Genomic DNA, 22,299 nt, shown 5'->3' on the forward strand with positions numbered 1-22,299 from the left:
TGGTTGCATCAGACTGTTTCCTTTGCACCTGTAAATACTTACAAAACAGTTTATGAAATCATTCTTTACGCTATTAGCTAGCTTCATTGTAATTCTATGTTACAGCGCGAACGCACAGGTGACCACTTCCGTTATATCGGGTAAAGTATCCGATCCGGGTGGACAGGCCATTCCCGGCGTTACAGTAGTAATAGTAAATAACAGCACCGGCGCCAAATCAGGCGTACAAACCAACACTGATGGCCGTTATAATCTGCCTAACCTGAATCCAGGCGGTCCTTACACTATCACTGTTTCATTCATTGGATATAAGAAAGAAGTAAAATCAGATGTTAACCTCGGACTGGGAACCACCAGTTTCAACTTTAAATTACAGGAAGAATCCACTGCACTGAGTGAAGTGGTGGTAACAGGTAATGCCGGTGCAGGTAAATCCGGTACCAGGGTAGGACAGGAGCAGATTAAAGCGCTCCCTACACTGAGCCGCAGCCTGCAGGACCTTACCAAAGTAACGCCGCAGAGCAACAACAACTCCTTCCTGGGTACCAACTACCGTTACAATAACGTAACTGTAGATGGCGCTATCAACAACGACGCCATTGGTTTCAGCCCTTCACTGGGTGGACAAAGCAACACCAGCGGTCAGCCAGGCAGCAGCACCCGTACCAACCCGGTATCTGTAGATGCCATCCAGGATATACAGGTGTTACTGGCTCCCTTCGATGTGAAAGTTGGTAACTTCCTCGGTGGTAGCGTAAATGCCGTAACCCGCAGCGGTACCAACGAAGTACACGGTTCCATCTACGGATTTGGCCGCAACGCTTCTATGGTTGGTAAAAACAACGCCGGCGACGGTTCTAAATTACCAAGCGATTTTCATGAGTACCAGACCGGTGTTCGTCTCGGTTTCCCCATCATCAAAAACAAATTATTCTTCTTCACCAACGAAGAAATTACCCGCCGTGTGGATCCGGTGATCCTCGGTGCAGGTTCTGCTGATGGCGGTGGCATCTTAACAGAAAAAGACGCTGCTGATATCACCGCATTGATGAAAACATACGGCGTAGATCCGGGTACTTCAGGTAACACCAGCATCTATTCCAACTCTAATAAATTCTTCAACAGGATCGACTGGCACATCAATGGAAAACACCAGTTGTCTGTTCGTAACAACACCATCACTTCCGAAGCTACCAACCTGGAACGCGATCAGCAAAACTTCCGTTTCAAGGGTATCGACTTCAAACAGGTAAATAACCAGACCTCTACTGTAGCGGAACTGAAAAGTAACTTTAACAGCGGTTTCTCCAACAGCCTGATTCTCGGTTACTCCAATGTACACGATTACAGGGATCCACTGTCTGATCCGGCTACACCACAGATCCAGATTAAAGGAAGAACACCAGGTTCTACCATCTTCCTGGGTACCGACCGTGAAGCCAGTATCTTCAACATGAAACAAAAAACGTTTGAGATAACTGACAACGTAACCCTGTTCAAAGGAAATCACACTATTACCCTCGGTACACACAATGAGTTTTACAACATCACCTATGGTTTTGTAAACTCCTGGAATGGCCGTCTGGATTACAACAGCGTTGAAGACTTCCTGGCTAACAATCCTGCACGTGTACGTGGTAACTACAACTACACCAACAACTCCCGTGATTATATCATGGCTAATCCTCCTGCCCAGTTCAAAGCAAACCTGCTGAGCGTTTACGGACAGGATGAAATCCAGCTGACTGACCGTTTCAGAATTACTCCGGGTATCCGTTTGGATTACACAGGTATTCCCAACAAACAGCCGTTGAGTGATAAAACCATCAAATCACCGGAAGATCCTAACTACGGCACCACTTACAACTATACCAAACCAAAGGATATCAAAAATGACTTCCTGAATAATGTGCAGATCTCTCCGCGCTTAGGATTCAACTACGATATCAAAGGCGATAACAGCCTGGTACTGCGTGGCGGATCCGGTTTATTCACCGGCCGTATTCCTTTCGCATGGATCGGTTATGCTTATTATAACAATGGTGTTACTTATGGCGCTTACGATCAGAGAAGCAGCACCAAACCATTTGTTAACACTCCGCTGCCTGCAGCAAAACCATCCCAGAATGGTATCGCAGACTTTGCCTCTCAGAATGGCGTAGATGTTAAAAATGCTGCCGGCGCTACACAGGTGGATATGATCGACAACAACTTCAAAATGCCGCAGGTATGGAGAAGCAGCCTCGCATTGGATTACACCACCCACGACCAGTGGAAGTTCTCCATCGAAGGTATCTATACCAAAGTAATCAAGGATCTGATGTTCCAGCAGGTAAACCTGGCGGATAATCCAACTTACTTTGCATACGATGTAAACAAACAACAGCCTATCTACACCGGTTCTAAAATCAATCCTTTATATACTAACGCTTACCTGTTATCCAACACCGATAAAGGTTACCGTTACAGCATCACCGGCCAGGTATCCAAAACATTCCCTTTTGGTTTGAACTTCATGGTGGCTTACACTTACGGACAGGCAAAAGATATCACCAATGGTATCCGCAACTCGATGGAATCAAACTGGCAGCTGAACCAGGCGCTGAATCCTAACAATCCAGGACTGGCTTACTCTAACTTCGACATCCGTAACCGTATCGTTGCTACCGTTGCTTACAAACAGGATTGGGGCACTAAAGGCAAATGGGTATCTAACTTCTCTGCCTTCTTCAATACCTCTTCCGGTACACCATTCTCTTATGGTTTAGTGAATGCTACCATCAACGGTACACCACAGCAGGTGAGCCTCACCTACATCCCGAAAGATGTGGCTGAAGCAACCAACTTCTTTACCGATAAAGCAGGCGGACCAACCGCTGCTCAACAGGCAAATGATTTCATGAGCTATGTTAACAGCAATAGCTACCTGAGTGGCCGTAAAGGTCAGTTCACTGAACGTAACGGCGGCCGCACACCGTGGAACACACAAGCCGACTTCCGTTTCGCGCAGGACTATAACTTTAAAGCAGGTAAGAAAGTACATACCATCACGTTAACTTACGATATCGTGAACGTTACTAACCTGTTGAACAAAGACTGGGGTATTCAGTACTTCACGCCTAACACCTTTAACTCAATGGCGAGTGTTGGTTTGAGCCCTACCGGTAAAGTGGTTAACAATTATCCTACTTATACTTTCAGTAAACCAGGCACTCCATATTCAAAAGATTTCTTTGCATCGCGTCACCAGATGCAGCTGGGCCTGAGATACAGCTTCTAATTCAGCTTGTCTTAATAAAACGTAAAAGAGGTTGTTCCATACGGAACAACCTCTTTTTTTTGGTATTACATCTCCAGTGTAATTATTTAATAGCAAACACTGCTCTTACTTCTGCACGGATCTTAATGGTTTTGAAATCAATATCAGAAGCTGCTTCTGCACTATCTGCTGATTTAGCCATGTAGTTACTCATCATAGGACGAACATCAGAATAATTATCTGTATTCATTTCCTGAATTTCGATCACACCATCTGTTTTATTACCAATAGCGGAAAGCATATACTCTGCTTTTTCTTTCGCAGCCTGTAGCGCCTTAATTTTTACTTCCTTACGGTAAGCTTCCATTTTGCTGGAAGAGTAAGAGGCTATCCTGGCATTTTCAATACCTTCTGCATCTACTGCGCCGAGGATTTCATTGATTTTATCCAGCTTGCTTAATTTAAGACGGTATTGTTTGCGCGCCATAAATTCCTGCGGATCTTTCTTCTTCCTTAAAATCTCAAAGTTGTTACCATATACATTTTCAATGGTGAAATCGGCTTTTGGAATTCCTGCATCAGATACGGCTTTCTGCAGTTGTTTTTCGAGTGTGCTGATTTCCACTTTGGTTTTCCCTTTAAGATATTCTCTTAAAGAGATGTTGAAATAAATTTCGTCCGGTGTGATTTCCATTTCTGCGGATCCGTTTACTTCAATCTTTTTTACCGGAGGCTGCTTATCTGTTTGCTGTGCAAAAGTGCTCAGTGCAAAAAATAATCCTGCTGCTAATAACATTACCTTTTTCATGTGTCGATGTTTTCTATTGTTAAAAAAATTAGTGTTTGTTGTTATTTACACCCTCATGATGCGGGGTTAAAAAGTGTTTCCACAAAAGGGGATTTATAAAATTTTGTTAATGCAATAGTTACAGAAATAGAATTATACATTTCATATTAGTTATGAAACGATTATAAAGGAATTATGTTACAGGGGAAGAATTATTTCCGGCTATCAGTCATAGCTTTCAGGAAGTCGTACAGGTCGTTCATATGACGGATACGGGAAGCCACCAGCATAAAGTTTTTACCAACCTGTTTTAGTTTGGCGTTGTTGGTACGGGTTTGTATATACGTTAATATATGATTGAACGTAGGGGATTCGAAGTAAGGAGAATCCGGGTTATTGATAAAGTAGCAACGCAGGTTTTCTTCTTTCAGCATCATTTTCTCGAAGCCGAGCTGTATGGCCATCCAGCGGCAGCGGATAGCGGTGAGCAGGTCTTTCACTGGTTCCGGCATGGGGCCGAAGCGGTCTATCATATCATTGGCGAAAGCCTGTAATTTGCCTTCTTCCGTGATGTTATCCAACTCCTGGTAAAGGTTCAGTCTTTCCTGGATGCTTTCAATATAAGTATCGGGGATCAGTATTTCCAGGTCTGTATCAATGGTACAGTCGCTCACGAAATCTTTCTTCTCTTCCAGCTGATCTTTAAACAGGTCGCGGAATTCATTTTGTTTCAGTTCCCGGATGGCTTCGTCCAGGATTTTCTGGTACATATCAAAGCCTATTTCGGCCATGAATCCGCTCTGTTCACCACCCAGCAGGTTACCGGCGCCACGGATATCGAGGTCGCGCATGGCGATCTGGAAACCGCTGCCCAGCTCACTGTGCTGCTCCAGTGTTTGCAGGCGTTTCCGGCTATCGGAAGGCAGCGTGCTCATAGGCGGCGCCAACAGGTAACAGAAAGCCTTTTTATTACTGCGGCCTACACGGCCACGTAACTGATGCAGATCACTCAACCCGAAATGATGGGCGTTATTAATGATGATGGTATTAGCGTTTGGAATATCCACACCACTTTCCACTATGTTGGTACACACCAGCACATCGTACTTGCGGTCAATGAAATCGAGGATCACTTCTTCCAGCTGATGCCCTTCCAGCTGCCCGTGTGCGGTAGCGATGGACAGATCGGGGCAAAGTCCCTGTATGAGGCCCGCCATTTCTTTCAGGCCCTTTACCCTGTTGTGGATAAAGTAAACCTGTCCGCCTCTTTCGGCTTCATAATAAATAGCTTCGCGGATCAGGTCCTGGTTAAACACCTGTACTTCCGTTTCAATGGCCTGGCGGTTTGGCGGCGGCGTATTGATTACGGAGAGGTCGCGGGCGCCCATCAGTGAAAACTGGAGCGTACGCGGTATAGGCGTTGCCGTTAGTGTAAGGGTATCTACGTTATGCTTTATCTGTTTCAGTTTTTCTTTGGCAGAAACACCGAATTTTTGTTCTTCATCTACCACCAGCACACCGAGGTCTTTGAACTTCACTTCCTTGCCCAGTAAGGCATGCGTACCGATAATGATATCGATCTTTCCTTCTTCGAGGCGTTTAAGCGTTTCCTTTTTTTCTTTGGAAGATTTAAACCTGTTGAGGTAATCAACAGTGCAGGGAAAGTCTTTCAGGCGGTCTGCAAATGTTTTATAGTGCTGGAAAGCGAGGATGGTAGTAGGCACCAGTACGGCGGCCTGTTTACCATCAACAATGGATTTAAACGCTGCGCGGATGGCGACTTCTGTTTTACCGAAACCTACATCTCCGCACACCAGCCTGTCCATTGGCGCCGGCGATTCCATATCACGTTTCACATCCGCGGTGGCCTTGCTCTGATCCGGCGTATCTTCATAGATGAAAGACGCTTCCAGTTCTGTTTGCAGATAGGTATCCGGCGTATGTGCAAAGCCTTGCTGGGCTTTACGTACGGCATACAACTGGATCAGGTCTTTGGCTATATCTTTTACCTGCGTTTTGGCTTTCTCCTTCAGTTTATCCCAGGCATCGCTGCCCAGTTTATTCACTTTAGGTTCCACGCCTTCTTTGCCGGTGTATTTACTGATTTTATGCAGGGAGTTGATATTTACATACAACAGGTCGTTGTTTTTGTAAATAATGCGGATAGCTTCCTGCATTTTACCACCTACTTCAATTTTCTGCAAGCCGCTGTACATGCCCACACCATGATCGATATGTGTTACAAAATCGCCCGACTGCAGCTCCCGCAAGGTTTTCATGGTAATTGCCTTATTCTTGTTGTAGGCTTGCTTTACCTTGTATTTGTGGAAGCGCTGGAAGATCTGGTGATCCGTATAACACGCCAGTTTCAGCGAATGATCAATAAATCCACTGCTGATGGCAACAGGGATAGGGAAGAATACAAAATCTGCTTTGAGGTCCTCGAATATACTGCGCAAACGTTCCAGCTGACGCGGATTGTCTGAGAATATAAAGAGGGAGTATTTATTGCTGTTATGTTTACCGAGATCTTTGATCAGCAGATCAAACTGCCGGTTAAACACGGGTTGTTCCTGTGTATCGAAGGCGATGAACTGTGGCTGGTAACCGTTATCTGTAAGCCAGTCTTTGTTACCAAAAACAATCGTTGGCTTTTGCAACAGTTGCTCCAGCAGTGGCGCCGCTTTCACAAAGTCTTCTTCCTTCAGCACCATTTCTTCATCTTCATCCACTTTCACTTTCTGACCGGTGAGCAGGAAATCATCCAGCCGTTGTTCCATTTGTTCTATCACGCCTTTTACATAGGAAGGATCTTTCATCCATACTACGGTATTGGCAGGAAGGAATTCGGTGAGTGGTGTTTTGCTGTGGTCTGCCGCATGGGTGTCCATGTTGGCGATCAGTGTTACCTGTGTGAGTTTGCGTTCACTGAGCTGTGATTCCGGATCAAACAGGCGGATAGAATCTATATCTTCTCCAAATAATTCAATACGGTAAGGCTTTTCATTACCAAAGGAATAGATATCAAGGATACCGCCCCTTACGGCATACTGACCGGGTTCATACACAAAATCGGTGGCGTGAAAACCCCAGCCAATGAGTTGTTCCAGCAGTGGATCTACTTTCAGTACATCGCCTACTTTCAGTTGTACCATGTTGGCGCTGAAAGCCTGGTTACCGGCTACTTTCTCCCAGAGTGCTTCCGGATAGGTGACCAGGATCTTCTTCCTTACGGTATCTCCGGAAAGCTTCATGAGTGCTTCTGTACGGAGCATACTATGGCTGCCGTTGATTTCATGAAACTGACCAGCTTTCTTAAAAGAGTCGGGGAAATAGAAAATATCCAGTGCCTGGCTGAGTTGCTCCAGGTCGTTATGGAAATAGGCTGCCTCCTCCCTATCGTTTAAGATAAAGAGATGGTTTGCATCTGCATGCGCCAAGGTGCTGACTGCCACAAAATTTATTGCGCTTCCACTAATGGAGGAGAGCTGAAAGTATTGTGGGGTGGGTGATTGTATCCCCTTCACCAGCGACTGCAGGCGCGCATCACGTTGAAATAGTTGTAATACAGCCTGTAAATTCATGAAGAATGCAAAGGTACGAAGATTTACCGATTTTGAAATTTGATTAGAGAAGATATTTAGAGAAGGCAGCTCTGCTTCTCCATAACAAAAAAAATAAATAAGAAAATATCCCAATAGCAGAATGCCAAATTTTCACTATATTCAATAAGACCAAACTCAACTTCCATGCTGGACCTATGGCATACCGGAATCGTAACTAAGTTGGTGGATGAAACCCACAATACGCGCCGTTTTTGGATACAGGTACCGGACATGGAACGGTTTGATTTCAAACCGGGACAGTTTGTAACCCTGGACCTTCCCATCCACGAGAAAAAAAACAAACGCTGGCGTAGTTATTCCATTGCCTCCCATCCGGACGGCACCAATGTAATTGAGCTGGTGATTGTTTTGCTGGAAGGAGGATTAGGGAGTACTTACCTGTTCAATGAAATAAAAGTAGGGAGTGAACTCCTGATGAGAGGACCACAGGGCGTTTTCGTACTGCCGGAGCCGTTGGACAAAGAGCTATTCCTTATCTGTACAGGCACTGGTATTGCGCCGTTCCGGTCTATGGCACATTACATTCAGTTGCATGGAGTGCCGCATGCGCCTATTCACCTTATTTTCGGTGTCCGTTATCAGCACGACCTGCTCTATGCGGCTGAAATGGAACAATTAGCCACTACGCTGCCCAATTTCAATTACATTCCTACTTTATCACGCGAAGAAAACTGGAGTGGCCGGAAAGGTTATGTGCACAGTATTTATGAAGAACTGCTGCAGGATAAGCGCCCTGCCAATTTCTTTCTTTGCGGCTGGAAAGCCATGATCGACGAAGCAAAGCAACGGATCCAGGCAATGGGGTACGACCGGCATGATATCCACCAGGAGTTGTACGGTTAATCCTGTCTTTTCTAAAAACGAAATCCCACAGTATTTTTCACCGTTATTGATGGCAGCGCAATTTGCGCCGACAGGGAACTATAAATAAAAAGGGCTGCAACAGTTATAAGTATTCGTATAGGCATAAAGGAGTGCTTATACTAAATACAACGGTTGTAGCCCTTATATATTACTAGAGGATTTTACTTAATACCAGTGCTTTCACTTCAGACAGCGGAATGCGTTCCTGCTCCATGCTATCGCGGTGACGGATGGTAACCGTACCATCTTCTTTCGTCTGATGATCGATGGTTACGCAGAAAGGCGTACCAATGGCATCCTGACGGCGGTAACGTTTACCGATACTATCTTTCTCTTCATAGTAGCAATGAAAATGCTGCTTGCATTCGTTGATAAGCAGTTTCGCCACTTCAGGTAAACCATCTTTTTTCGTCAACGGAAATACCGCCAGTTTAATAGGAGCTAACTTAGGCGGGAACTTCAATACCACGCGGCTATCTTGTTTCTCCGCTGTGCTCAGATCCTCTTCTGCATAAGCATTACAGATAGTGAGCAGGAACATACGATCCAAACCGATAGAAGTTTCTATCACGTAAGGCACATAGTTCTGATTGATTTCTGTATCGAAGTACTGAATTTTCTTCTTGCTGTATTCCTGGTGTTGTTTCAGGTCAAAATCAGTGCGGGAGTGGATACCTTCCACTTCTTTGAAGCCGAATGGGAATTCGTATTCAATGTCTACGGCGGCATCTGCATAGTGCGCTAATTTGATATGGTCTTTGAAATGATATTTTGCAGGATCGATGCCGAGGCTCAGGTGCCACTGCATACGTTCTTCTTTCCATTTCTCATACCATTCCTGCTGGGTGCCGGGGCGTACAAAGAACTGCATTTCCATCTGCTCAAATTCACGCATACGGAAAATAAACTGGCGGGCTACAATTTCATTTCTGAAAGCCTTGCCAATCTGCGCAATACCAAACGGCACTTTCATTCTGCCGGTTTTCTGTACGTTCAGGAAGTTTACAAAGATACCCTGGGCCGTTTCCGGACGCAGGTATATTTCGCTGGCTTCATCTGTTACGCTACCCAGCTGGGTGGAGAACATCAGGTTAAACTGACGTACATCGGTCCAGTTGGAAGTACCGCTTACCGTGCATTTTATTTTGTTGCTTTCTATCAGTGTTTTAAGACCTGCGAAGTCATTTTCCTTCAGCAGTTCATCCATCTGTGCCAGAAGGGCATTGCCGGCTTCCTGTGGTAGTGTTTCTGCATAACCTTCAATCAGGTGATCTACCCGGTAGCGTTTATTGCTATCCTTGTTATCGATCATCGGGTCGCTGAAATTATCCACGTGTCCGGATGCCTTCCAGGTAGTAGGATGCATAAAGATGGCGGCATCGATCCCTACGATATCCTCGTGCAACTGGGTCATGCTTTTCCACCAATAATCCTTAATGTTTTTCTTCAGTTCTGAACCATACTGACCGTAATCGTATACGGCGCTGAGTCCATCGTAAATTTCGCTGGACGGAAAAACAAAACCATATTCTTTACAATGCGATATGATCGCCTGGAATTTATTCTGATCTGTAGACATAGTGGCGCAAAGATAAAGGGCTATTTTGAAAATACGTATGCGATTATTAAATAATTTATAAGCTGATGATTACCCTTCCTGAACTACCTCCGGCTCGTGAGGAATTTCAATTTGTTTGATCCAAACCGCATAATCATTGGGATAAATCTGTGCGCCGAAATATTGTACATAATTGCGGGTAAATACAGCCCCGAAATACAGGATAGCTGCGGAATAGTATACCCATAACAGGATTATAACAATGGATCCGGCGGCGCCATAAGTAGAGCTGACCCTGCTGGCGCCGAGATAATAACCGATCGCAAACTTACCGATCATAAAAAGTATAGCGGTGGCAATGGCGCCCACACGTACATCTTTCCATTTGATCCGGGCATCGGGCAGCACTTTAAAGATGATAGCAAACAAGGTAGCGATCACCACAAACGGCACTACAAAATCGGCCAGCGAGAAGAGGATGCCTGATGTAATCTTCCCTGGAAGAAAACTCACCACAAGGGCGGAGAATAATTCCACCAAACCGTTGATGGCCAGCGACACCAGCAAAATGAACCCGAGGCTTACTACCAGTGAAAAAGACAACAACCTGTTCAGTATCATCCGCAACAGGCCGTTTTTTTTAGGCTTTGATTTCAGCCGCCAGATGAAGTTAATAGAGTCCTGGATTTCTGCGAACACCCCGGTGGCACCAATGATCAGCGTAATGAACCCTACCATAGTGGCCCAGCTCATATCGCCGGAAAGGGAAGCATTTTTAATCATGGCCTGTATCTGTATTGCCGCATCATTACCTACCAGCCCACGGATCTGGCCGTAAATATTTCCTTCGATGGCGTCTCTCCCCAGGAACAGGTCGCATAAATAGATAATAATGATCAGCATGGGAGCCACGGAAAAGATGGTATAATAGGCCAGTGCGGCACTGAGCTTCATTACTTTATCATCTATAAAATCAATACCGGACTGCTTCAGTACCTGCCAGATGATTTTAAGCTTGCTCGGTTTTTTCATAGCAGCATTTTAGTAACAGTAAACAAAAAGTATGCAGGCTGTATTATGATTTTAATTTAGGGTTGTTATGATGGCGTTGCGCATCGCGGATATTCTTCTTCTCAAAATTCTTTTCCAGGGCTACCGTCATATCAATACCGGTTTGATTGGCAATACAAAGCAGTACCCACATCACATCAGCCAGTTCATCTGCCAGCAGCTTTTTATTATCGCTTTCCTTCGACGACTGATCGCCGTACTTACGGGCCATGATACGGGCTACTTCCCCCACTTCTTCCGTGAGGATAGCCATGTTGGTGAGCTCACTGAAATAACGTACACCGGTGGTATTGATCCAGTTATCAATTTTTTGCTGGGCTTCCTGAATGGTCATGGATTAGTTTTTATTTATTAAAGATAATGGATTGACCTTATTCCCGGTTGTGCGAATCTATGATGATCGTAACAGGACCATCATTTAACAACGCCACTTTCATATCAGCACCGAAAATTCCCCGTTGAATGGTGGTGCCCATATCCTGTTCCAGTTGCACGATCATTTTTTCGTACAACGGGATGGCAACATCCGGCTTACTGGCACGGATATACGAAGGGCGGTTTCCCTTTTTGGTAGAGGCATGCAGGGTAAACTGGCTTACGAGCAAAATATCGCCGTGAACATCTTTCACGGATACATTCATTACTCCTTCATCGTCGTTAAAGATCCGGAGATTCACTATTTTAGCACTCAGCCACTGAATATCTTCTTCCGTATCAATATCTTCAATACCCAGCAGCACCAGCAGGCCCGTCTGGATTTCACCGGTTACGGCGCCGTCTACTGTAACGGACGCGGAACTGACGCGTTGTATAACTGCTCTCATGGATTTTCATTTAACGCCGGAAAATTAAGGCAAATCGTTTGTATCTGTAACTTTAGGACAGGTGCATCGTTTTAATTTTTACCAAAATCACTCAATATATGTTCAGGCCCCTTACCTTTTTACTGTTATTAGCGATATTGATAACAGCCTGTAACGATGATAAGCTGGCGGATCCCTGTGAAGGAATTTCCTGTGAAGGCGACACCCTGCATCCTACCGTTGCAATGATCAGGCTGATGGACCCTGCTAATAAGCAAGACCTGGTGTATGGCCCGGATGCCACTATATCACCAGACAGTGTTAAATATAAAGGTCCGGGGGATGCCACTTTTATCCCCATTGAACAAAGGCCGGGCTGGACGCCGGAAAGGCAGATAATAGAACTTCCCCTGCAAGAACCGGTATACCTGTATATAGGTAAACCTGGAAAAGACACGATTATTAAGGTTACTTATCAATTCACCAAAACCTGCTGCAGCCCTTTGCTTTCACAGGTGATACTGAATGATAAAACAGTAATAAAGCTGGGGGCCAGTACCTATGTATACAGGATACCACTGGATTTTTAGTCTGTTCTTCCAACGGTTCATGTATCTGTAACATATCACGCACTACTTACGTTTAACGATCACCAAAATCATCGTTCTATGACCCGTATCTGTTACCTGTTTATCAGCATACTTTTATTCGCAGCCTGTACCACTTCTTCAGAGAAAAATCCCTGTGAAGGTGTTGTGTGTGATTATATGGCGCCTGTTTGTAAATTCAAACTGGTAGAACCCGGAACCGGCCGTGATCTTGTTTATGGCCCTTATGCCCGCATACCATTGGATAGTATCAAAATTCTGATGCAGGATACTGTCATACAGGTGAAACAGGTGATAGACACACCCCGTAATACCGCTGTGTTATATTTTTATGTGATAGGTCCTCAAACCCTGCGTGTTGGCCGGCCAGCTAAGACTACCCTGGATAAATTGAATTTCCTGACAAGATCAGTTGGCTGTTGCGGTACTGAAATATACAGTTTGCAGTTGAACGACAACCCCGTTCCTGTGCCACGGGATTCTGCCAATACTTACCTGATCCCTTATAATTTATAAATGTCGTGATAAGCTGCTGTTTTTACCGGCGGAAACCGCTGCCGCCGGTAAAAACAGCGCGTATTCGCCGTAATTTGTAATAAATTGCGCTTCCTGAGACATTTTTTATATTATAAATTAAATCAAGATGAATATCAATGTGACCCCCGAAATCACGTTCCGCACAGCCCGCAGCGGTGGCAGCGGCGGACAAAACGTGAATAAGGTGGAAACGATGGTGGAAGGCTATTTCGATATCATGGCTTCCGCCCTGTTAACCCCGGAACAAAAAACGGTGCTGATGGAGAAGTTGCAGAACCGCATCAACGCAGACGGCCTGCTACAGGTAAAGTCCCAGACTGAACGCACACAACTGGGCAACAAACAGGAAGTGATCTCCAAAATGAATGACCTGATCAGCAAAGCGCTGATACCGCGCAAAAAGCGCGTACCTACGCGGCCGTCCAAAGCCGCCAGGGAAAAACGCATCCAGTCGAAAAAAAGGCATTCCGATAAAAAGCAGCAACGGAGAGGAGGATTTGAATAAACACAAGCCACCGGCCAATCCTCACAAATCCGCGATTCGTAATCCGTAATTCGTAATTTGCGTCAAAATATTTGGGAATTGAGTATTAAGAACCTGGCAGGACAAACGGTATTTTACGGATTGAGTAACATAGTGAGCAAACTGCTCAATTATTTCCTTACTCCCTTTTATCTGACCATCTTAACCCGTGCATCATTCGGGGAGATGTCCAACGTATACGCCTATATACCGTTTGCCAATATTGTGCTGACTTATGGCATGGAAACGGCCTTTTTCCGTTTCGCCAAAAAGGAGAACAAAGCGCATGTACTGGGCACTTCCACCATTTCCCTACTGCTTTCCACTATCAGCATTACTATTTTACTGCTATTGCTGCGATCGCCGGTCATTAATTCCTACGCCGGGGAGCTGGCGGGCCTGAACGGGCATCCCACCTACTATACCTATGTAGTGCTGCTGATGGCTTTTGATGCGCTCACAGCCATTCCTTTCGCACAGCTGCGGCTGGAAGGACGGCCCATGAGATACGCCACAATTCGTATAGCCGGGATAGTTACTACCATCTTTTTCAATATTTTCTTCCTGGTCATTTGTCCGAAACTCTATGCCGCCGGCCATCACTGGCTGCCGGACCTCCAAAGCGGCAGCGATCAGACCGGGTATATTTACCTGAGCAATATGCTGGGCAGCGCCATTACCCTGGTACTGTTTCTCCCCCAGATCCGTAAAATAGAGTGGAAGTTTGATGCCGGTTTATGGAAACAAATGATGCACTACGCCCTTCCGCTGATCGTAGTGGGAATGGCGGGTATGGTCAATGAAACGTTCGACAGGGCCTGGTTTTTACCCCAGTTCCTCCCGGGCGATAACATGGAGGCCAAAAAAGAAGTAATTGCCCTGTACAGTGCCAATTATAAACTGGCCATCCTGATCACCATGTTCATACAGGCATTCCGGTTAGGGGCGGAACCCTTTTTCTTTAAACAGGCGGAAAGCGGCGATCCGAGGAAAATGTATGCCCGGATCATGAAGCTGTTTGTGATCATGCTTTGCTTCATGTTCCTGTTTGTAAGTCTTTACCTGAATATCTGGAAAGCCTTCCTGCGCGTGCCTTTCTACTACCAGGGGATGCGTATTGTGCCCGTATTGCTGCTGGCCAACATGTTCCTGGGCATTTATTACAATCTCACTATCTGGTTTAAGCTCACCGACCGCACCAAAACCGGCGCGGTGATTACGATCATCACAGCCGTGCTGGCCTTCCTGCTCAATTATTGGTGGATACCGGTGATGGGCTACTATGGCGCGGCACTGGCCACTATGGTGTGCTATTTTGTACAGATGGTTATCTGCTATGTATGGGGGCAGAAGTATTACCCCATCCCTTACCATCTCCCTAAATTAATTACCTACATGGGGCTGGCTACAGGCATTTACTATGTATTCAACTGGCTTAACTCGACGGTGCTGTCGCCGAAAGATATTTACGCCCCCAAACCCCTTCCTCTCGCAGTGGCAACGGCTTTCTTTGCTGCCTATGCCTGGTTCATTTTCCGTATGGAGAAGAAGGAGTTTGCCCGCTTACCGGTAATCGGGAAGTTCGTTAAAGTGTAAGCTAATCCACCAGGAAAGGATTGTGTTTCTTTTCAAAACCGATAGTGGTGGCTGGTCCGTGACCCGGGAACACCCTTACCTCGTCCGGCAATACAAACATTTGTTCACGGATACTTTTCAGCAAAGTGGCATGATTGCCTCCCGGAAGATCGGTACGGCCAATGCTCTGGTAAAACAGCACATCACCGCCGATCACGAAATGCTGACCAGGACAGTAGAAGGCTACACTCCCCGGAGAATGGCCCGGGGTAAACAACACCGTTAGTTCATCGGTGCCAAAAAGGATCTTTTCCCCTTCTGCCAGGTAACGGCCTGCCTCGGGGGAGGGATCAAACGGAATGTTGTACATCCCCGCAGCACGCTGGGAATTGTCCAGTACCGGCTGTTCCAGTTCATGAAACTCCGGGCGCACTTTATACGTATCTGATACGAGCTTATTACCGAATATATGATCAAAGTGGCAGTGCGTATTCAATAATCTTATAACATTTAACCCGTGTGTTTGTATATATTGTAATAATTCTTTTCTTTCGTCCTGAAAATAACACCCTGGGTCTATAATTATACATTCCTTTTTTCCGTTAATAAGCAGGAAAGTGTTTTCTTGTAGTGGACCAAAAGTGAATTGTTGTATTTCAATCATTGTAACCCGATTTTTTTAGGCTAATTTTAAAACAGATCACAATATTATCAATACTTTCTGTATGAACAGATTTATTACCCGGTTATTATTCCACGGTACCCTATTACTTGGAACGATAGTATCCCAGGCCCAGACCAATACAGTAGAATTCGGACAAAATCGTGTGCAGTTCAAGAACTTCAAGTGGAGATACTATCAAAGCCGGCATTTCAACACCTATTTCGCCCAGAACGGGCTGGAACTTGGTAAGTATGCCGCCCAGGTAGCCGAAAAGGAATTACCCCAGCTGGAACAGTTCATGGAATCCAACCCCAGACAGCGTATTAATATTGTGGTTTACAACTCTTTCGGGGAAATGAAGCAGTCCAATATCGGTATTGGCGTGGATTGGCAGAATACAGGAGGGGTGACCAAACTGGTGGGCAACAAAATGATCGTTTATTTCGACGGTAACCACGAAAACCTCCGCCGCCAGATCCGGCAGGGGATAGCCCGTATCATGCTGGAAACCCTGCTGTTTGGGGAAGATATCGGCGAATTTGCCGGTAATGCCGCCCTGATCGACTTCCCGAAATGGTTCACCGATGGCTTTATTGGCTATGCCGCCGAAAACTGGACTGCCAAACAGGATGAAGAACTAAAACTCATCATCATGTCCGGCAAGTACAGCAACTTCAACGCCCTCGCTTATGACCACACCCTCCTGGCAGGTCAGGCGTTCTGGTACTATGTGGAAAGCAAGTACGGCAAAGATGCCGTGCCTTACCTCATGTACATCACCCGTATTAACCGCGGACTGAAAAAAGGCTTTGAACAGGTACTTAACCAAACACCCAAGAAAGCCACCAAAGACTTCTTTGTATTTTATCAGAAAAGATTCCAGGAAGATAACCGCAGAAGAAAGACTTCTGCCAAAGGCCGTACTATCGTAGCCCAGGAAATTACGCCCAAAGCCGATTACTACCGCTTTAACCCGAATCCTAAAAATAATTCCTACGCGGTAGTTGAGTTCAAAAAAGGAGTATACCGCGTACAGATCCAGCTCGGCTGGAATAAGCCCAAGGTATTGCTGCATAGCGGTGTAATGCAGCTGGCCAACCAGGTAGATCCAAACTATCCGCAGATGGCATGGAACACCAAAGGCAACCGCCTGGCCGTTGTATACGAACACGAAGGCAAAACAAAACTGATGATCTATGACCTCATCACCCGCACGACTATACGCCAGGAACTGAACCAGTTTGACCGGATCATCGACTTTAAATACATGCCGGTACAGGAAAATACCCTGTTACTGTCTGCCGTGAAAAACGGGCATACCGACATCTTTACCTATAACATCAGCAATTCTAAAACAGACCAGATCACCAATGACGTGTATGATGACCTGGACCCGTCTTTTGCCGCATTCCCCGGCAAAAGCGGTATTCTCTACTCTTCCAACAGGCCCGGCCCCAAAGGAAGAGGAAGCGATACCTCCCTGCTGAACCACCCGTTCAATATCTTCATGGTGGACAACTGGAACCGGAGCTCTGAAAAGCAGATCACCCAGCTGACCGACCTGCAGTACGGCAACGCCAAACTGCCCATGCAGTACAATACCACTCACTTTACCTTTGTGTCCGATGCCAATGGTATCCGTAACCGTTATGCCGGTTTCTTCAAGTCGCAGGCTGATGGCGTGGATTCCCTCTTCTATGTAGGCTCTGAAATTCTTCATAATCCCGACCAGGAAGAACTGGATTCAGCGATGGCAGCCTATGGCTCTACCGCCCCGGATTCAGTAGAAGCCATCACCATCACCAAAGATTCTACCTATACTTTCCCTATTTCCAACTATCCTTACGGCATCCAGGAATCGAGGATTACCGGGGAAAAGGGAGAAGTATCGGAAGTAGTGCAATATGCAGATATCAAACGCCTGATGAAGCTGAAGGTAGATACCGTGGTGTTGAAGAAAAGGAATATAACGGCAAAAAACACCAATTTCAGGAAAGCACAGATGCATGCGGACAGTTTACGTTTAGGCTTGCCTACCTACCTGGCGCCGTCAAAAGATACGAGTACACATCCCAATTTCTTCCAGAACGAGTTTGGTAACGAGCCGGCCGATACCAGCAACAACGCCGTTACCGCAAATGAACCGTCGCTGTTTGAAAAAAGAAGAGACGAGGAATCTACCCTGAAAAAATCGAAACTGTTCCCGTATAAATTCAAATTCGCCTCCGATTACCTGATCCTGCAACTGGATAACTCCATCCTGGTAAATAAATACCAGCCATTTACCGGTCCGCCAAGCGGCCCTATCCGCCTCACCGACCCGGTGAACGGGTTAATCCGCATCGGGGTAAGCGATTTGTTTGAAGATCTGAAATTCAACGGCGGTTTCCGTATTCCTTCTTCCCTGCAGGGATCGGAGTATTTCTTTACGGCCAACTACCTGAAGAAACGCTTTGATTATAAATTCACTTACTACCGCAAAGTGGATAAAGGCAGTGGATTTGTTATCCGTGACCAAGCTGGTAATGATTCCGCTTTTATTTCTACCAAAATGATCACCAACATTTACCAGGGCGAAATAAGATATCCTTTCGACCAGGTAAGGAGTATCCGTTTATCAGCAGGCATACGTACCGATAAACTGGTGATACAGTCGGAGAACAAAGAAGCGCTGATAGCCCCTGATTACAAGGAGACCTACGCGTTAATGCGCCTGGAATACGTATACGACAATACGATCAACCCGGCTATTAATATCTGGAATGGTACCCGTTATAAAATTTATGGAGAAACCAATGCACAGCTGACCAACGGCGGATTGAACGAGTTATTCAATCCGGGTCTTTCTGCTGCAGCACAGGGCAGGTTTACCTATAACATGGGAGTGGATATCCGCCATTATACAAAAATTTACCGCAACTTTATCTGGGCTACACGCTTTGCAATGGATATGTCGTGGGGCACGCGCAAACTGCTGTATTACCTGGGAGGTGTGGACAACTGGCTGAATCCGCAGATCAATACAAAGAACCCGGTAAACCTAACAGAAAATTATGCTTTCCAGACGTTAGCTGAAAACCTGCGTGGTTACAAGCAGAATGCAAGAAATGGTAATAATGTGATGTTGTTGAATACAGAACTCCGTTTACCGGTGTTTGCCACTTTCATCGACAAGCCTATCAACTCTGCATTCCTGCGCAATTTCCAGGTTACCTCCTTCATTGATATCGGTACTGCCTGGAATAAAAAGCTGAGCTTTAAAGATGCCAATTACACCACTTATGACGATGGTCAGGGTGTAACTACCCGTATCAAAGAAGGTTTCCTCGGGCCCTTTGTAGGTGGTTATGGTTTTGGTGCTCGTACCACCATTGCCGGTTACTTCCTCCGTGCGGATGCTGGCTGGCCTGCTGTAGCATTTTTCAGAGGCAGCCCGATCTGGTACTTTGGTATGGGCGTTGACTTCTAAACGGAGGGGATCGCCTTCGGCGATTTTAAATTGTCTTGGAGCAGGATTAGACTGATTGTGCTGATTTTTTTGATTTGATTATATTTTGATTTTAAAGAAGAAGGGAGATAGAAGTGAATACTCACTTTTATCTCCCTTCTTCTTTTATAAAAAATCCCAAAATCATTATAATCAGTCTAATCCTGCTCCAAGACAATTTAAAATCGCCGAAGGCGATCCTACGCATGTTGCTTTTTCACCAGTGGGTACATCAGGCTCAGAAATATTCCCATACATATGGTAAAGGCCCAGGCATGCCGGTTTTCCACGGGATGCAGGAAAATATCCCTCATATCTCCCAACAGGGTAAGCGGGTCTTTCACAATATCCCAGCTGTTATAGCGTAAATACCTGCCGATATATACGCCCATTCCGCAGAGAAACATTACCGGGAAAGTGAATAACCATGCCGGCCAGCGGCTGTGACGGTTGCCCCACAATTTTTCCATGCTGCGGATAGACATATAGCCGAACATCATACCATTCCAGGCGAAAGAGAAAATCACAAACAGATCAAACCACAATGGCACGCCGCCGTCGAACAAATGGAACAGATCCGTGAGGATGTAGGGGGCGTTGGGAATAAACAGCAACCATACAATGAAGCAGCCGTACCAGTTATACCGGTTCTTAATTTGCTCCGGGTGCTTTTCCATCCAGCCGGTGATAGCGAAAGGAATAAAGGCCAGGAAAAGGTTCCAGATCAGCGATACCCGCAGATAGCTACCGGTATGCATTACACGAAAAAAGAGCAACGCCATACTGAACAGTACAGATGTATACAGGGTGTATTGGTGCCGCGACCGGCCTATACGATGTTGTAATAAACGGATGGTTCTCATCAATTGCATATGGTTACTTTTAGACAAATTAAAATATGTAGGGAATAAATATGACAGCCCCGATAATAACGGCTGCTATGGCCGCTACCAGTACAGCGCCGGCCGCTACATCCTTGATGAATTTCACTTTGGGATGCAGCTGCGGCGAAAGATGATCCATTATTTTTTCTATAACTGTATTAAGCATTTCTGTAATCCACACCAATGTAATGGCGAGAATGATCCAAATCCATTCCGGCGTTGCTATTTTATACCAGCAACCGGCTGCCACCACCACAATGGTAGCGAGGGCATGAATACGCGCATGTGGCTCACTGCGCAGGAAAGCGGCAATACCACTAAATGCGTATCCGAAGCTGGCCAACCGTTTGCTGATATAAGAGTTTCCCATGTTTGTTTTTATTGCTGGATATTGGTGTTTTTCTGTCCTAATTTATCCCATTTGATAGTAGTGCTGAAATACATGATCAGGGCGAGGATGATAAAGAGTCCTAAGCTTCCCATGAGCAGCGCCTGATCTTCTGCACTGATAATCACATAAATGAATCCATAAAGGATAGTAAGTGTAGCCCCTATGCCGGCTGCAATGCGCCTGCTTTTAAAGGCAGCAGCCGTATATGCAATAATCAGACCTATTGTGAGCACACTGGCAATAACATAAGCCATCATAAAGTTAATTTGTTCTGAGATAGAGATGAGCAGGGTATAAAAAATACAAAGGGCTAACCCGATAAGGGCATATTGCAATGGATGAAGGGCGCGGCGTTGTGATAGCTCAATAAAATAAAAAACAAAAAAAGTTAACCCAATGATCATGACGGCATACTTTACCGCCCGCATAGACATCTGGTAGCTTTCGGCAGGCATAAACAGCTTAATCCCGAAATCAGCGGAGTGGATGTTAAACTTTTTGCCTTCCCAGCTTTGGGGATAGTTGCGGTTCAGGTGCTGGACCTGCCAGGTAGCAGCAAAACCTTTTTCATCCACCCTGCGGGTTTTCGGGGGAAAGGCTTCGTCAAATCCGGGATCGGTCCAGCTGGAGTTAATACCTACCGTGGTTGTTTTACCAACGGGAGAGAAGCTGATCCGGCCGGAGCCCTTTATACCCAGCTCCAGGGAGAAGTTACCGCCCAGGGCGTCGCCGGGGGTAACTGATACCGGTGTTTGGATCCCGTTATCAAACAGGTCCTTGCTGACCAAACCGGGGTTAAACGCATAGGATTTACCATTCCACATCATCTGTACCTGGTTCCCGATGCCGCGTAAATCGCTGATGCCAATGAGTACTGACGCATGTTCCCAATCTAAGGCGGAAGGAGGGATATTGAGCGACAACAGCTCATTGCGGTTAAATGTGCCACTCAGCTGCAACCTGGCGTTGTATACGGCTACATTGAAAATACCGCGGTGTAATTTCTCCGGTAATAACTCCCCGTTGATCCGTAAGCTATCCGGCAGGAGATACACATAGGTTGCTTCGCTGGTTCCTGGTTTATACGGAATGGCCAGCACCGGTCCTGTAATATTCTGTTCGCCTCCCCACCGGCTGCCGATTTCCTGGGTGGCTTCATTTTGCCGGTCGCGGCGTTCCCAGATGATGTTTTGAATCAGGGCCGCCGGCACAAGTAGTATCAGCATCAATACAAAAATGATAATCGCTTTAATAGCGTAGGCGTAGCGGTCAAAGAAAGAAGGAGATCCGTTTGTTGAAGGTTCCATATTTTTTATTTTTAGAAAGCACTTTGTGTTTCAAAGTAAAAAGACAAAAAAAATTTATTTAGTGAATTTGATCATATGCTCAAGTGCCGCGATATGGCCTTTGAAAGCTTTTTCGCCAGCCGCGGTGATAGCATAGGTCGTATTGGTTTTCCGGCCAATAAAGCCCTTATGCACTTTGAGATAGCCGTTTTCTTCCAGTGTATTGAGATGTGATGCCAGGTTACCATCGGTTACTTCCAGCATCTGTTTGAGATCGTTGAAATTTACTTCCTCGTTCACCATCAATACACTCATAACGCCCAGGCGTATACGGCTCTCGAAAATCTTATTTAAGTTACCTATCGGGTTCATGCGA

At 45.7% G+C, this 22,299-nt stretch carries 17 protein-coding genes and 1 pseudogene; 7 read left to right on the plus strand and 11 right to left on the minus strand.

Annotated features, from left to right (window positions below; translation table 11 throughout):
• The first annotated feature begins 52 nt into the window (after window positions 1-52).
• The gene (locus B5Z18_RS13395) at window positions 53-3,280 is read left to right on the plus strand and encodes a TonB-dependent receptor (RefSeq protein WP_079469833.1); all 3,228 of its coding nucleotides are present in this window, start codon (window positions 53-55) and stop codon (window positions 3,278-3,280) included.
• Window positions 3,281-3,362: 82 nt separating this feature from the next.
• On the opposite strand, the gene B5Z18_RS13400 is transcribed toward B5Z18_RS13395, so the two are convergent.
• The gene (locus tag B5Z18_RS13400) at window positions 3,363-4,067 is read right to left on the minus strand and encodes an SIMPL domain-containing protein (protein ID WP_079469834.1); all 705 of its coding nucleotides are present in this window, start codon (window positions 4,065-4,067) and stop codon (window positions 3,363-3,365) included.
• 191 nt (window positions 4,068-4,258) lie between these two features.
• The gene (gene mfd, locus B5Z18_RS13405; protein ID WP_079469835.1) at window positions 4,259-7,630 is read right to left on the minus strand and encodes a transcription-repair coupling factor; all 3,372 of its coding nucleotides are present in this window, start codon (window positions 7,628-7,630) and stop codon (window positions 4,259-4,261) included.
• 165 nt (window positions 7,631-7,795) lie between these two features.
• On the opposite strand from mfd, the gene B5Z18_RS13410 reads away from it, so the two are divergent.
• Complete coding sequence (locus tag B5Z18_RS13410) at window positions 7,796-8,515, plus strand: ferredoxin--NADP reductase (protein ID WP_079469836.1); 720 nt, start codon at window positions 7,796-7,798, stop codon at window positions 8,513-8,515.
• A gap of 172 nt (window positions 8,516-8,687) precedes the next feature.
• Here the strand turns inward: B5Z18_RS13410 and B5Z18_RS13415 are convergent, their stop codons facing one another.
• The 4 genes from B5Z18_RS13415 to dtd form a co-directional block, all read right to left on the minus strand.
• Window positions 8,688-10,115: a glycine--tRNA ligase gene (locus tag B5Z18_RS13415; protein ID WP_079469837.1), complete on the minus strand. Its 1,428-nt coding sequence runs from the start codon at window positions 10,113-10,115 to the stop codon at window positions 8,688-8,690.
• A gap of 69 nt (window positions 10,116-10,184) precedes the next feature.
• Window positions 10,185-11,126 (minus strand): YihY/virulence factor BrkB family protein, encoded by a 942-nt coding sequence (locus tag B5Z18_RS13420; RefSeq protein WP_079469838.1) that lies wholly within the window; start codon window positions 11,124-11,126, stop codon window positions 10,185-10,187.
• 43 nt (window positions 11,127-11,169) lie between these two features.
• The gene (locus B5Z18_RS13425) at window positions 11,170-11,499 is read right to left on the minus strand and encodes a nucleotide pyrophosphohydrolase (protein WP_079469839.1); all 330 of its coding nucleotides are present in this window, start codon (window positions 11,497-11,499) and stop codon (window positions 11,170-11,172) included.
• A 37-nt stretch (window positions 11,500-11,536) separates the two neighbouring features.
• Window positions 11,537-11,989 carry a D-aminoacyl-tRNA deacylase gene (gene dtd / locus B5Z18_RS13430; protein ID WP_079469840.1) on the minus strand — a complete coding sequence of 151 codons (453 nt, stop codon included), beginning with the start codon at window positions 11,987-11,989 and terminating at the stop codon, window positions 11,537-11,539.
• Window positions 11,990-12,087: 98 nt separating this feature from the next.
• Between dtd and B5Z18_RS13435 the strand changes: the two genes are divergently transcribed.
• From B5Z18_RS13435 to B5Z18_RS13450, 4 genes and pseudogenes are all read left to right on the plus strand, one after another.
• A complete protein-coding gene (locus tag B5Z18_RS13435; protein WP_079469841.1) occupies window positions 12,088-12,558 on the plus strand; it encodes a hypothetical protein in 471 nt (156 codons plus the stop codon).
• A gap of 78 nt (window positions 12,559-12,636) precedes the next feature.
• Complete coding sequence (locus B5Z18_RS13440) at window positions 12,637-13,092, plus strand: hypothetical protein (protein WP_079469842.1); 456 nt, start codon at window positions 12,637-12,639, stop codon at window positions 13,090-13,092.
• A 142-nt stretch (window positions 13,093-13,234) separates the two neighbouring features.
• Window positions 13,235-13,618, plus strand: a pseudogene (gene arfB / locus B5Z18_RS13445) (alternative ribosome rescue aminoacyl-tRNA hydrolase ArfB); the annotation flags it as partial.
• 78 nt (window positions 13,619-13,696) lie between these two features.
• On the plus strand, window positions 13,697-15,232 hold the full coding sequence (locus B5Z18_RS13450; protein ID WP_143313568.1) for an oligosaccharide flippase family protein: 1,536 nt from the start codon (window positions 13,697-13,699) through the stop codon (window positions 15,230-15,232).
• 1 nt (window position 15,233) lies between these two features.
• Here B5Z18_RS13450 and B5Z18_RS13455 read toward each other — a convergent pair whose 3' ends face one another.
• On the minus strand, window positions 15,234-15,875 hold the full coding sequence (locus B5Z18_RS13455; protein ID WP_079469845.1) for an MBL fold metallo-hydrolase: 642 nt from the start codon (window positions 15,873-15,875) through the stop codon (window positions 15,234-15,236).
• A 61-nt stretch (window positions 15,876-15,936) separates the two neighbouring features.
• Between B5Z18_RS13455 and B5Z18_RS13460 the strand changes: the two genes are divergently transcribed.
• Window positions 15,937-19,344 carry a hypothetical protein gene (locus B5Z18_RS13460; RefSeq protein ID WP_079469846.1) on the plus strand — a complete coding sequence of 1,136 codons (3,408 nt, stop codon included), beginning with the start codon at window positions 15,937-15,939 and terminating at the stop codon, window positions 19,342-19,344.
• A 218-nt stretch (window positions 19,345-19,562) separates the two neighbouring features.
• Here B5Z18_RS13460 and B5Z18_RS13465 read toward each other — a convergent pair whose 3' ends face one another.
• Genes B5Z18_RS13465 through B5Z18_RS13480 form a run of 4 tightly spaced genes read right to left on the minus strand, consistent with a single transcriptional unit; the run spans window position 19,563 to window position 22,295 of the window.
• Window positions 19,563-20,234, minus strand: a complete 672-nt coding sequence (locus B5Z18_RS13465) for a DUF1361 domain-containing protein (RefSeq protein WP_079469847.1) — start codon at window positions 20,232-20,234, stop codon at window positions 19,563-19,565.
• A 19-nt stretch (window positions 20,235-20,253) separates the two neighbouring features.
• Window positions 20,254-20,616 carry a diacylglycerol kinase family protein gene (locus B5Z18_RS13470; protein WP_079469848.1) on the minus strand — a complete coding sequence of 121 codons (363 nt, stop codon included), beginning with the start codon at window positions 20,614-20,616 and terminating at the stop codon, window positions 20,254-20,256.
• A gap of 8 nt (window positions 20,617-20,624) precedes the next feature.
• Window positions 20,625-21,944: a cell envelope integrity protein CreD gene (creD, locus tag B5Z18_RS13475; RefSeq protein ID WP_079469849.1), complete on the minus strand. Its 1,320-nt coding sequence runs from the start codon at window positions 21,942-21,944 to the stop codon at window positions 20,625-20,627.
• A 54-nt stretch (window positions 21,945-21,998) separates the two neighbouring features.
• The gene (locus tag B5Z18_RS13480; protein WP_079469850.1) at window positions 21,999-22,295 is read right to left on the minus strand and encodes a winged helix-turn-helix domain-containing protein; all 297 of its coding nucleotides are present in this window, start codon (window positions 22,293-22,295) and stop codon (window positions 21,999-22,001) included.
• Window positions 22,296-22,299: the final 4 nt, after the last annotated feature.

Source organism: Chitinophaga ginsengisegetis, assembly GCF_900168065.1.
In the GTDB taxonomy this organism is placed as follows: Bacteria; Bacteroidota; Bacteroidia; order Chitinophagales; family Chitinophagaceae; genus Chitinophaga; species Chitinophaga ginsengisegetis.

Bases quoted from the DNA above. Each gene is read 5' to 3' on its own strand.
- B5Z18_RS13435 (WP_079469841.1), top strand. From the start codon at position 12,088: ATGTTCAGGCCCCTTACCTTTTTACTGTTATTAGCGATATTGATAACA.
- B5Z18_RS13460 (WP_079469846.1), top strand. From the start codon at position 15,937: ATGAACAGATTTATTACCCGGTTATTATTCCACGGTACCCTATTACTT.
- B5Z18_RS13455 (WP_079469845.1), bottom strand. From the start codon at position 15,875: ATGATTGAAATACAACAATTCACTTTTGGTCCACTACAAGAAAACACT.
- B5Z18_RS13420 (WP_079469838.1), bottom strand. From the start codon at position 11,126: ATGAAAAAACCGAGCAAGCTTAAAATCATCTGGCAGGTACTGAAGCAG.
- B5Z18_RS13415 (WP_079469837.1), bottom strand. From the start codon at position 10,115: ATGTCTACAGATCAGAATAAATTCCAGGCGATCATATCGCATTGTAAA.
- mfd (WP_079469835.1), bottom strand. From the start codon at position 7,630: ATGAATTTACAGGCTGTATTACAACTATTTCAACGTGATGCGCGCCTG.
- dtd (WP_079469840.1), bottom strand. From the start codon at position 11,989: ATGAGAGCAGTTATACAACGCGTCAGTTCCGCGTCCGTTACAGTAGAC.
- B5Z18_RS13400 (WP_079469834.1), bottom strand. From the start codon at position 4,067: ATGAAAAAGGTAATGTTATTAGCAGCAGGATTATTTTTTGCACTGAGC.
- B5Z18_RS13440 (WP_079469842.1), top strand. From the start codon at position 12,637: ATGACCCGTATCTGTTACCTGTTTATCAGCATACTTTTATTCGCAGCC.
- B5Z18_RS13425 (WP_079469839.1), bottom strand. From the start codon at position 11,499: ATGACCATTCAGGAAGCCCAGCAAAAAATTGATAACTGGATCAATACC.
- B5Z18_RS13470 (WP_079469848.1), bottom strand. From the start codon at position 20,616: ATGGGAAACTCTTATATCAGCAAACGGTTGGCCAGCTTCGGATACGCA.
- B5Z18_RS13465 (WP_079469847.1), bottom strand. From the start codon at position 20,234: ATGCAATTGATGAGAACCATCCGTTTATTACAACATCGTATAGGCCGG.
- B5Z18_RS13395 (WP_079469833.1), top strand. From the start codon at position 53: ATGAAATCATTCTTTACGCTATTAGCTAGCTTCATTGTAATTCTATGT.
- creD (WP_079469849.1), bottom strand. From the start codon at position 21,944: ATGGAACCTTCAACAAACGGATCTCCTTCTTTCTTTGACCGCTACGCC.
- B5Z18_RS13410 (WP_079469836.1), top strand. From the start codon at position 7,796: ATGCTGGACCTATGGCATACCGGAATCGTAACTAAGTTGGTGGATGAA.
- B5Z18_RS13480 (WP_079469850.1), bottom strand. From the start codon at position 22,295: ATGAACCCGATAGGTAACTTAAATAAGATTTTCGAGAGCCGTATACGC.